We start from the raw sequence: 10,915 nt of genomic DNA, 5'->3' as shown, positions 1-10,915 counted from the left end.
AGCCGTCCGCGACCCACCGCGGCTACGACCCGCAGAACAACCTGCCGGCCGCTCAGGAGCGCTGGCAGTACACCCTGAACAACATGGTCGAGAAGGGCTGGATCAAACCGGCCGACATGCCGGCCGCCTACCCGCCGGTCCAGAAGTTCGACCCGAACAAGTGCCGGACGGACTGCAGCAGCAAGGCCGCGACCGGCAAGATCATCAAATACGTCAAGGCCGAGCTCCGGGCGTTGGGCATTTCCGACGAGGAGCAGTCCAAGGGTGGTCTGCGGATCACCACGACGATCGATCCTGAGGTGCAGAAGGCGGCCGAGACCGCCGCGAACCGGGCGAACGACGACTCGCCGCTGAACAAGTTCGACAAGACGTACAAGACGGCCCTGGTCGCGGTGGACCCGGAGACCGGCCGCGTGCTCGCCTACTACGGCGGCCCGGACGGTGTCGGCTGGGACTACGCCGGCCCGAACTACAACGACACCGGCGACTTCATCGGCGGTGGCCGGCCGCCGGGCTCGTCTTTCAAGATCTACACGCTGCTCGCCGCACTGAGTGCCGGCTACAGCTTCCGCACGACCTGGGACGCCGAGCTGAAGAAGATCGACGGCAGCAAGATCAGCAATTCCGGCCGTACGAAGCTGACCTGTGACAAGCGGCGGTGCCCGCTGGACGTGGCAACCGTCCAGTCGTACAACTTCCCCTTCTACCACCTGGCCGCGGACCTCGGTTCGGACAAGGTGGCCGAGGCGGCGCACAAGGCCGGCATCAACTTCATCTCCGGCCAGGAAGGCCGCATCGACCTGAACAAGGTCACCGACAAGGAGAAGCTGAAGGCGCAGCTCGGCAACGAGATCGGGTACGGCCAGTACGCGATCACACCGCTCGACCACGCGAACGGCGTGGCGACGCTGGCGAACAAGGGCGTCAGCTACAAGGCGCACTTCGTCAAGTCGGTGCAGAAGCGCGACAACGCGACCGGCAAGTTCAAGGCGTACAAGGCCGAGAAGGTCCAGAAGAAGCAGGCCTTCGACGAGAACGTCGTCGCGGCGATCGATCACGTGCTGCAGAAGATCCCGGGAGCGAACGACAAGTCGTTGAAGAACGGCTACGACGCTATCGGCAAGTCCGGCACGTGGGAGTACAAGAACGGCGACAACGGCGAGAACGGTGACGCCTGGTTCGTCGGCGGCACCCCGCACCTCGCCGCGTCGGTCTGGATCGGCAGGGAGAAGGTCGTCAAGGACAAGATGCAGCTCCTGCCCATCTACTCGACGCCGAAGGGCAGGAAGGGCATGACCGGCGGCTCGGTTCCGGGGGAAACCTGGAAGGTCTTCATGGACCTCGCCAACAAGGCACTGGACGCGAAGAAGGACGATTTCCCGCCGAACGTCGAGATCGGCGACCCGGGCAAGGGCAACGGCAAGCCGCCGGAGAAGCCCAAGAACCCCGGGTGCGAGCTTCTGGGCGCCGAATTCTGCGAGGACGGCCCGACCGGTGGCCAGAACGAGGGTGGCCAGAACCCTGGCGGCCAGAACCCTCCGACGAACTCGGACGAGAACGAGGGCGACCAGAACGAGGGCGACCAGTCCGGCGGGGACCAGGAGCAGCCACCGGACGACACCGATCAGGGCGACGGTCAGGAGAACGGCGAGGAGTAAGCCCTCAAGCTGCGTCTGCCCGCGGTCCGGTCGACGCGCCGATCACGAGGCGGCCGGTGACCAGGACCGGCGGGACTGGGAAGCCGCCCAGGTGCTTGAGGAGCGCCTCGACGCCGAGGGCGCCCAGCTCGGTGCCGGGGGTGGTGACCGTGGTCAGGTTCGGCGTGGACATCGCGGCCACGTTGACCGTGCTGTAGAGGGACATCACCGAGATGTCGGCGGGGACGGACCGGCCGCGGTGGATCAGCTCGGCGGTCAAGCCGGGCGCCGGCAGCTCGTTCATCACGATGACGGCGGTCGCGTCGGGGAAATCCGCCAGCAGCCGGCCGGCCGCGGCCCGGCCGGCGACGACGGTCTGGCCGCAGAGCATCACCGCCGGCTCCAGGCCCCACTCACCCATGAGATTCCGGTACGCCCCCTCGGTGCGGTAGTAGGGCCCGTACCCGTGCAGGTTGCCCTGGTCGGGATCGCCGTTGACCAGCACGATGCGGCGGTGTCCCAGGTCGAGCAGGTGGTCGGCGGCCAGCCGCACCGACGCGTCGAAGTCGATGTCGACGTACGGCAGCGTGACGGCGTCGCCGGTGCGGCCGATCAGGGCGGCGGGAACGCCGATCTTGGCGAGGGCGTCGACGCGCGGGTCGTCGTCGCGGACGTCCATCAGCAGGACACCGTCGACCAGACCCTGCTCGGCCAGTTTCGCCAGCTCCAGGCCGTCGTCCTCGACCGGCCACACCACGAGGTTGTAGTCCAGGGCGGCGGCGGCCCGGGCGGCGCCGACGATGAACTGCCGGGCGGAGTAGGACTCGTGGCCGACGCCGAACGGGTAGGCCAGGGCGATGATCCTCGACCGGCGGCTGGCCAGGGCGCGGGCGACCGGGTTGCGGCGGAACTGGAGGTCAGCCATCGCCTTCTCGATGCGCCGGCCGGTCTCTGCGGTCAGCGGCTTGGTGTCGTTCAGGTAGTACGACACGGTCGCCGGCGATACGCCCGCAGCCCGTGCCACATCCCTGATGGTCGCCGCCATGCGGTGAGCATACGCAGCGGTGATCCGGTTAACCAAGGCATCGTCCAGAGCCTTGACACGCGGGAATGTGACGCGCCACACTCCGTCGTACTGGTGATCCGGTTCACCACTCACCGGCAGCCAGAACGTCACCAAAAAGAGAACGGCGGGGCCGATCGGTTATCCGGTTCACCAGCAGAGGAAACGGTTGTCATGTCTCACGGCAATAAGAACAGGAAACGCCTCGGGGCCACGGCCGCGCTGGCGGTCCTCGTACCCCTGGCCCTGGCCGCCTGCAGCGGCTCGGACGAAGACGGCGGCGGTGACGCGTCGGCCGCGGTCGACAGCCTCACCGTGCTCGACTACTACAACGACGAGCCCGCCAAGACGCAGATCGGCGACATGCTCTCCGCGTGCGGCACCTCGATCGGCGTCGCCAAGGTCGACCACCAGTCGGTGCCCGGCCCGACCCTGATCCAGAAGGTGCTCCAGCAGGCGTCCTCGAAGACGATGCCGGACGTGCTGATGCTCGACAACCCCGACATCCAGCAGATCGCCGCCACCGGCGCGCTGGCGCCGCTCTCCGACTTCGGCCTCAACGCCGACGGGTTTGCGAAGGGCCCGGTCGCCGCGGCCACCTACCAGGACAAGCTGTACGCGCTGCAGCCCGGCGCCAACACCATCGCGATCTACTACAACAAGGACATCCTCAGCGCCGCCGGCGTCGAGCCGCCCAAGACCTGGGACGAGCTCAAGACCGCGGCCAAGAAGCTGACCAAGGGCAGCCAGTACGGCTTCGCCTTCAACGCCACCGCCGACTACGAGGGCGCCTGGCAGTTCCTGCCGCCGATGTGGACCAACGGCGGCGACGAGACCCAGCTCAAAAGCCCGCAGGTGGCCCAGGCGCTGCAGCTCTGGAAGGACCTGGTCGATTCCGGCTCGGCCTCCAAGAGCGTCATCAACTGGAGCCAGGCCGACGTCAACGACCAGTTCATCGCCAAGAAGGCGGCGATGATGCTGAACGGCCCGTGGCAGACCCCGAACCTGGTCAAGGCGAAGATCAACTACGGCGTGGTGCCGTTCCCGGTCAACCAGGCCGGGCAGACCTCGACCGCGCCGCTCGGCGGTGAGGCGTGGACCGTCCCGCTGACCTCCAGCGAGGCCAAGATGAAGAAGGCGGCCGAGCTCGTCGCCTGCATGAACACCGACGAGAACCAGCTCAAGCGGGCCAAGGAGGGCGGCATCGTGCCGACCAAGCTGGCGCTGGCCGACAAGTACAAGGCCGAGAACCCCACCATGGTCGGCTTCGTCGAGCCGGTTGCCAACGCGCGGTCGCGCACCGGCAAGCTCGGTGACAAGTGGCCGGACCAGGCGAAGATCATCTACACCGGCATGCAGCAGGTGCTGACGGGGCAGGCCGCCCCGGCCGACGCGATGGCCAAGGCGGGCGCGAGCTGATGCGCAAGGAGGCGATCGCCAAGGTTCTGTTCGTCGTACCAGCCGCCTTGGCGATCGTGTTCCTGTTCGGCTACCCGGTCGTCAAGAACGCGGTGATGAGCTTCCAGGACTACGGCCTGCGGACGTTCTTCACCGGCCGGGCCGACTGGATCGGGCTGGACAACTACGTCACCGTCATGAACGAGAACGTGTTCGGCAAGGCCGTGCTGAACACCGCCCTGTTCACGGTGGGCTCGATCGTCGGACAGTTCGTCATCGGCATGCTGCTGGCGCTGTTCTTCAAGAAGAACTTCCCGCTGAACGGCGTACTCCGGGCATTGTTTCTCCTACCCTGGCTCTTGCCGTTGATTGTCGGCAGTGCGGCCTGGCGGGCGATCCTGGAACAGGACAGCGGCATCGTCAACGTGATGCTGCGGAACCTCGGGATCATCGACACCCCGATCCCCTGGCTCACCTCGCCGGACGTGGCCCTGATCGCGGTCATCCTGGTGAACATCTGGCTGGGCATCCCGTTCAACCTGACCCTGCTCTACAGCGGCCTGCAGGACATCCCGGACGAGCTGTACGAGGCGGGAGCGCTGGACGGCGCGAACGGCTGGAAGGCCTTCTGGTACATCACCTGGCCGCAGCTGCGGGCGGTGGTCAGCATCACGCTGATGCTGGGCGTGATCTACACGCTCAAGGTGCTGGACATCATCCTCGGCCTGACCAAGGGCGGGCCGGCCGACGCCACCCAGACGATCGCGCTGCAGTCGTACCAGCACTCGTTCGTGCAGTTCAAGTTCGGCCAGGGCGCCGCGCTCAGCAACATCCTGATCGTGATCTCGCTGGTCTTCGCGGTCGTCTACCTGCGCGTCAACCGACGCCGGATCGACGAGTAGGGGGCGTGATGGTCAAGCAACGGCTCCGCACCGCGATCGCGATCGTGCTGCTCGCCCTGATGCTCTTCCCGGTCTACTGGATGCTGAACATCTCGCTGCTGCCCAACGGCGGGACGCTGCCCGAGTCGCTGTTCCCGAGCAACCCCACCCTCGACGGGTACGTCACGGCGATCCACGACCAGGGACAGAACCTGGTCACCAGCCTCCTGGTGGCCTCCGGCACGGTGGTGGTCACCCTGGTGATCGCAGCGCCCGCGGCGTACGCCCTGGCCCAGTTCCGCTTCCGGTGGATCAACTGGGGCCTGCTGACGATCCTGATCTGCCAGATGATCCCGGGCATCGTGATCGCCAACGCGCTCTACACCCTGTTCGAGAGCATCGGGCTGCTGAACAGCATCCCCGGGCTGATCATCGCGAACACCGCCAACGCGATCCCGTTCGGCATCCTCATCATGCGGTCGTTCATGATGAGCATCCCGTCGTCGATCGTCGAGGCGGCGCGGGTCGACGGCGCCGGGCTGATGCGCTCGTTCGTGTCCATCGTGATGCCGATCAGCCGCAACTCGCTGATCACGGTCGGCCTGTTCGCGTTCCTGTTCGCCTGGAGCGACTTCCTGTTCGCGCTGACCATGTCGACCAAGGGCCAGATCACCCCGGTCACCCTCGGCATCTTCACCTATCTCGGCGTCAACGTCTCGCAATGGAACGCGGTCATGGCCACCGCGATGCTCGCCTCCATCCCGGCGATCATCCTGCTGGTCATCGCTCAGAGGTACATCGCCGCCGGCGCCACCGGCGGCGCGGTCAAGTGACAAACCAGTGGTAGCTCAGCGCGCCATCCGCGCGGCGAACACCGCCCGGGCCCACCACTACAACGAGAAGGGCCGGCCGTGACCAACAAGGAGACCCTGCGAGTCCTCGTCTGGGGCGAGAACCGCCACGAGCAGGTCGAGCCGCACGTCCGGGAGATCTACCCGGACGGCATGCACGCCACGATCGCCGCGGGCATCCGGGAGAACCTGGGCGACGGCGCGCGGGTGACCACCACGACGCTGGACGAGCCGGAGCACGGGCTCACCAAGGACGTGCTGGACGACACCGACGTGCTGGTCTGGTGGGGGCACGCCGCGCACGGCGAGGTGGACGACGAGATCGTGGAACGTGTCCACCAGCACGTGCTGTCGGGAATGGGCCTGCTGGTCCTGCACTCGGGGCACTGGTCCAAGATCTTCGGCAAGCTGATGGGTACGACGTGCACCTTGCGCTGGCGCAGCGAGCAGGATCGCGAGCTGGTGTGGACGGTCAACCCGACGCATCCGATCGCTCAGGGCGTGCCCCACCCGATCGTCATCGAGCAGCAGGAGATGTACGGCGAGTACTTCGACATCCCGGCCCCGGACGAGCTGATCTTCCTGTCCACCTTCAGCGGCGGCGAGGTGTTCCGCTCCGGCTGCACGTTCCGCCGCGGCCACAGCAAGATCTTCTTCTTCTCCCCCGGCGACCAGGACTACCCGGTGTACCACCACAAGGACATCCGCCGGGTGATCGCCAACGGCGTCCAGTGGGCCCGCACCGACCTGCCGGAGCGCAAGGTCCCGATCCTGCTGCGCTACAACACCGGCGAGTTCTTCACCGGCCACGGCTACACCGGGCCCATCGGTGACTGATCGTCTGCGGCTGCTGCAGGTCGGCGCCGGCTCGATGGGCCGGGCCTGGCTCGACGCGATCCGGGCCAACCCCGACGTCGAGCTGGCCGGGCTCGTCGACCTGGACGCCGAGCTCGCCCGCACGGCCGCGGGCGACCCCGGCGTGGTCACCGGTGACGATCTGGCCGCGGTCCTCACCCGGGCCCGCCCGCACGCCATGATCAACGTGACGATCCCCGAGGCGCACCGGCCCACCACGGTCGAAGCGCTCGAGGCCGGGCTGCCGGTGCTCTGCGAGAAGCCGATCGCGCCCACGGTCGAGGAGGCCCGGGCGATGGTCGAGGCGGCCGAACGGACCGGGCGGCTGCTGATGGTCTCGCAGTCCCGCCGCTACTCCCCCGAACTCGCCGCGTTCCGCCGGCTGATCGCCCGGATCGGCGCCATCAGCACGGTGAACTGCCAGTTCTTCAAGGCGCCGCACTTCGGCGGGTTCCGTGAGGAGATGGCCGAGCCGTTGCTGGTCGACATGGCGATACATCAGTTCGACCTGGCTCGCCTGCTGACCGGCGCCGACCCGGTGTCGGTGAGCTGTGACAGCTACAACCCGCCGTGGAGCTGGTTCGCCGGCAACGCCGCCGCCGAGGCGAGCTTCGTCCTCGCCGACCGCAGCCGGTTCACCTTCAGCGGCAGCTGGTGCGCGCCCGGCCTGGAGACCTCCTGGAACGGGTCGTGGCGTGTCGTCGGCGCCGAGGGCACCGCGACCTGGGACGGCGCCGGCCCGCCGGCCGCCGAGCTGACCGACGGCACCGCCCTGAAAGACGAGGTCGGCGCCGAGCCGGAGAGCATCGCGGGCTCCCTGGCGGAGTTCGTCCACTGCGTGCGCGCGGGCACCCGGCCGGACTCGGCCGCGGCCCGCAACATCGTCAGCCTGGCCATGGTCGAGGCCGCGGTCCGCTCCTCCGCCGAGAAGCGGACCGTGACCATCGCCGAGGTCCTCAGCCCTTAGGCGCCGCCGGGATCGTGTGGGCCTCAGAACTCCGGGGTTCGCACGCCCCTCGTCCGGAACTCGGCCGCCGACGGATGGTCGCGCGCATACACGCGGGTCGCGTCGTTGGCGTTGCGGAAGACGATCACGAAACTGGCAGCGATGGAGCCGTTACCAACCGCATAAAGAGGAACCTGTCCCGCCCCTCGTGCGCGAGGCGGTCGGCATGATCTGCGAAGCTCTTCACAAATGACTCTGTACAGCGCCCAGCATCTGAGCCGCCTCCGCCTGATCGTGACGGGCGGCGGCACCGGTGGTCACACCTATCCGGCCCTGACCACGATCGAGACGTTGCGGGCCCGGCTCGCCCCGACCGGCGCCGAGCCCGAGCTGCTCTGGGTCGGCGTACGCGACGGGCTGGAGGCGAAGGTCGCCACCCAGGCCGGGGTTCCGTTCAAGGCGATCGTGACGGGCAAGCTACGCCGCACGCCGAACCCCCGTGAGCTGCTGCGCAACGTGGTCGACGCGTTCCGGATCCCGTTCGGCGTGCTGCAGGCGGTGGCCACCGTCGGCCGGGCCCGCCCGCAGGTCGTGCTCTCCACCGGCGGGTACGTGTCGGTGCCGATCGGGTTCGCCGCGTGGCTGTTCCGCGTGCCCTACCTGCTGCACGAGCAGACCCTCAGCCTCGGCCTGGCCAACCGCATCCTGGCCCGGTTCGCCACCAGGGTCCTGCTCAGCCACGAGTCGTCCCTGAACCACCTGTCGGAACGCCTGCGCGCGAAGGCCGTGGTGACCGGCAACCCGGTGCGGCCGGAGATCCTGGCCGGCGACCCGACGAGGAGCGGCGTGGACCCGGCGCTGCCGTTCGTGCTGGTCACCGGGGGTGCGGCCGGAGCGCAGCAGATCAACCGGATGTTGACCGCGGCGCTGCCCGGCCTGCTCCCCCACTGCCAGATCGTGCACCAGTGCGGCAGCCTCGGCCTGGCCGAGATGCAGGAGGTCGCCGCGGGCCTGCCCCCCGAGCTGAAGGGGCGCTACCACGTGGTCGACTTCATCCACGGGGAGTTGCCCGACCTGCTCGCCGCCGCCGACGTCGTGGTCGCCCGCAGCGGGGCCGGCACGGTCGCCGAGCTCACCGCGCTGGGCAAGGCCTGCATCCTGATCCCCTACCCGTACTCCGCGGGGGGTGAGCAGCGGGTCACCGCCCGGGCACTGGCCGCCGACGGCGCCGCGATCGTGCTCGACGGGGACGAGGCCACCCCGGAGCATCTCCGGGGTGCCATCGAGATGGTCCTGACCGATCCCGGCCGGCACGCCGCTCTTTCCCAGGCGGCGGCTGCGCACGGCCGCCCGGACGCCGCCGACCGGGTGGTCACCGAGATCATCGCCGTCGCCGTCAAGGGCTGAGCGCGCCGAGGCGCCGGCGTCAGCGGGGTGCCGGCAGGCGGCCGGCCAGCGGGAGCGTCAGGGAGCTGCCCCTCAGGTCGAGCTGGACGACCGCGCCGGTGGTCCGGGGCGAGGAATACTCCGTGTCGCTGGCCTGGAGGATCAGGCCCAGCCGGTGGCCCGCGGCCAGGCGCTGGTCCACGGCCTGGATGGGCACGGTCACCGAGTACCACCGGTCGGGGCGCAGCGGCGTCACCCTCGACACGGACTCGTGATGGGCCGCGTCCAGCCAGCCCCGGGTGAGGATCGCCTGGTCGCTGGTGACCAGGTCCTCGGCGACGTCTTTGTAGCAGGCGTCGTCGGTCGTGGTCGCGGGGCCCCAGCATGATTCCGTGTCCAGCGTCTCGAGGCCGCCGGCCCCGTTGAGGTCGTTCACCCGCGTCGCCGTGCCGTAGTCGACCAGGCGGGCGGTCAGCTCGGTCGTCGGCTTGTCGACCTTGACCCGCAGCGTCACCGACGGGGTTCCGGAGAGGCGCACACCTTCGCTCAGCGGCTCGGAGAGGAAGGCGACCCGGCCGGGAACCGCGGTGTCCGGGTTCGCCACGGCGGCCGGCTCGGTGAGCTCGGGCGCGTCCGTCCACGTACGCAGAGCATGGCCGGACTTCCCACCCAGCGTGCCCGTCACGCCGTTCCCGTTGCCCAGCGTCACCCTGACCGGCCGGGCCGCGGCCGCCGGCCAGGACCGCTCGTCGACCCAGGCGCCCGGTGCCGTCTCGATCGTCACCGGCGCCTCCCGGTCGATCCCGTTGTCCAGCCCCTGCAGCCATCGGTCGAACCACCGGTGCAGCGTGCCGACCCATTCGGCGCGCCGCACGTCGAACGGGTCGACGTGGCCGCCCTGGGAGAGCCAGATCTTCCTGGGTACGCGCAGCCGGCTCCACCATTGCGCGAACTGGCTGGTCGTCACGTTCGTGTCGGTGAGCCCGTGCACGATGAACACGCTGGCGTGGACCCGCCGCGCGTCCAGCCGGAAGTTGCGCTCCGCCCAGAACGCGTTGTAGTTGCCGGTGGCGTCGTCGTTGCCCTCGGTGATCCGGCGTTCCTGGGCCGTGCACGCCGCCGGCGGTCGCCCGTCGATCACGTCGAACAGGTAATCCCGGTAGTTGAAGTCCCGGACCACCCCGTTGTACCGCTCGTAGTCGTAGGTGCTGGAGGCTCCCGCGATCGGCACGATCGTCTCGAGGCCCCGGACGCCGGTCGCGGCCACGCCGTTGGCGATCGTGCCGTCCCAGGACTTGCCGATCATGCCGGTCTTCCCGCTGGTCCAGCCGGTGGCCACGGCCGGTGTGCCGTCGCCGTAGGTGGCGGGGGCCCGGCCGTTGAGCCAGTCGACGACCGCCTTGGCGCCGAGGACCTCCTCGCGGCCGAAGACGTCCAGGCAGCCGGTGGATCGGCTGGTGCCGGGCAGATCCGCCGAGACGAACGCGTATCCGCGCGGAACGAAGTAGTTGTCGTAGAACAGCGGCTGCCGGGTGATGACGCCGTTCGCGTCGTACTCCTTGCGCTCGCTCTCGTTGCCGCGCCCGCAGCAGGAATAGTAGGGCGAGGCCTCGAGGATCACCGGAACCTTGAGCTTCTTCGCGGCCGTTTCCCGCGGCCGGACGATGTCGACGGCGACCTTGTCCGGCACGCCGTCCTCGTCGTTGTCGAACGTCGTCCGCACCCAGACGCTCTCCCGGATCGCGTTCTCGTACGAATAGACGGGAACCGTTCGCCCGTCACGAACATGGGGCATCGGGGCGGCAGAGGAAGGTGTGGAAGGTGCGCCGAAGACGGCCAGGGTGGCACCCACCCCCACGGTGACGGCGACGGCGAGCGTTCGTGTCCTCTTCACCACA

At 68.8% G+C, this 10,915-nt stretch carries 9 protein-coding genes; 7 read left to right on the top strand and 2 right to left on the bottom strand.

Annotated elements, in window-relative coordinates; genetic code table 11:
- Nucleotides 1-1,658: transglycosylase domain-containing protein (locus QSK31_RS38670; protein ID WP_285689689.1), on the top strand; the 1,658-nt coding region annotated here is incomplete at its 5' end.
- Nucleotides 1,659-1,662: 4 nt separating this feature from the next.
- Here the strand turns inward: QSK31_RS38670 and QSK31_RS38665 are convergent.
- Nucleotides 1,663-2,682, bottom strand: coding sequence for a LacI family DNA-binding transcriptional regulator (locus QSK31_RS38665; RefSeq protein ID WP_285689688.1), 1,020 nt, complete (start codon nucleotides 2,680-2,682; stop codon nucleotides 1,663-1,665).
- A 192-nt stretch (nucleotides 2,683-2,874) separates the two neighbouring features.
- Between QSK31_RS38665 and QSK31_RS38660 the strand changes: the two genes are divergently transcribed.
- The 6 genes from QSK31_RS38660 to QSK31_RS38635 all read left to right on the top strand — a co-directional run bounded on the left by QSK31_RS38660 (nucleotide 2,875) and on the right by QSK31_RS38635 (nucleotide 9,038).
- Nucleotides 2,875-4,119 (top strand): sugar ABC transporter substrate-binding protein, encoded by a 1,245-nt coding sequence (locus tag QSK31_RS38660; RefSeq protein ID WP_285689687.1) that lies wholly within the window; start codon nucleotides 2,875-2,877, stop codon nucleotides 4,117-4,119.
- Entirely contained in the window at nucleotides 4,119-5,000 is an 882-nt protein-coding gene (locus QSK31_RS38655; RefSeq protein ID WP_285689686.1) for a carbohydrate ABC transporter permease, read from the top strand. The genes QSK31_RS38660 and QSK31_RS38655 overlap by 1 nt, the downstream gene beginning before the upstream one ends.
- An 8-nt stretch (nucleotides 5,001-5,008) precedes the next feature.
- Nucleotides 5,009-5,812 (top strand): carbohydrate ABC transporter permease, encoded by an 804-nt coding sequence (locus QSK31_RS38650; protein WP_285689685.1) that lies wholly within the window; start codon nucleotides 5,009-5,011, stop codon nucleotides 5,810-5,812.
- A 78-nt stretch (nucleotides 5,813-5,890) separates the two neighbouring features.
- On the top strand, nucleotides 5,891-6,667 hold the full coding sequence (locus QSK31_RS38645; RefSeq protein ID WP_285689684.1) for a ThuA domain-containing protein: 777 nt from the start codon (nucleotides 5,891-5,893) through the stop codon (nucleotides 6,665-6,667).
- The gene (locus QSK31_RS38640; RefSeq protein ID WP_285689683.1) at nucleotides 6,660-7,652 is read left to right on the top strand and encodes a Gfo/Idh/MocA family protein; all 993 of its coding nucleotides are present in this window, start codon (nucleotides 6,660-6,662) and stop codon (nucleotides 7,650-7,652) included. Before QSK31_RS38645 ends, QSK31_RS38640 begins: the two co-directional genes overlap by 8 nt.
- Nucleotides 7,653-7,880: 228 nt before the next feature.
- On the top strand, nucleotides 7,881-9,038 hold the full coding sequence (locus QSK31_RS38635; RefSeq protein WP_285689682.1) for a UDP-N-acetylglucosamine--N-acetylmuramyl-(pentapeptide) pyrophosphoryl-undecaprenol N-acetylglucosamine transferase: 1,158 nt from the start codon (nucleotides 7,881-7,883) through the stop codon (nucleotides 9,036-9,038).
- Nucleotides 9,039-9,057: 19 nt separating this feature from the next.
- Here the strand turns inward: QSK31_RS38635 and QSK31_RS38630 are convergent, their stop codons facing one another.
- Nucleotides 9,058-10,911 (bottom strand): Xaa-Pro dipeptidyl-peptidase, encoded by a 1,854-nt coding sequence (locus QSK31_RS38630; RefSeq protein WP_285689681.1) that lies wholly within the window; start codon nucleotides 10,909-10,911, stop codon nucleotides 9,058-9,060.
- Between the last annotated feature and the right edge of the window lie 4 nt (nucleotides 10,912-10,915).

Origin of the sequence: Actinoplanes sp. NBRC 103695 (genome assembly GCF_030269485.1) — a bacterium.
In the GTDB taxonomy this organism is placed as follows: Bacteria; Actinomycetota; Actinomycetes; order Mycobacteriales; family Micromonosporaceae; genus Actinoplanes.
This window is presented reverse-complemented; position numbering and strand designations above follow the sequence as displayed.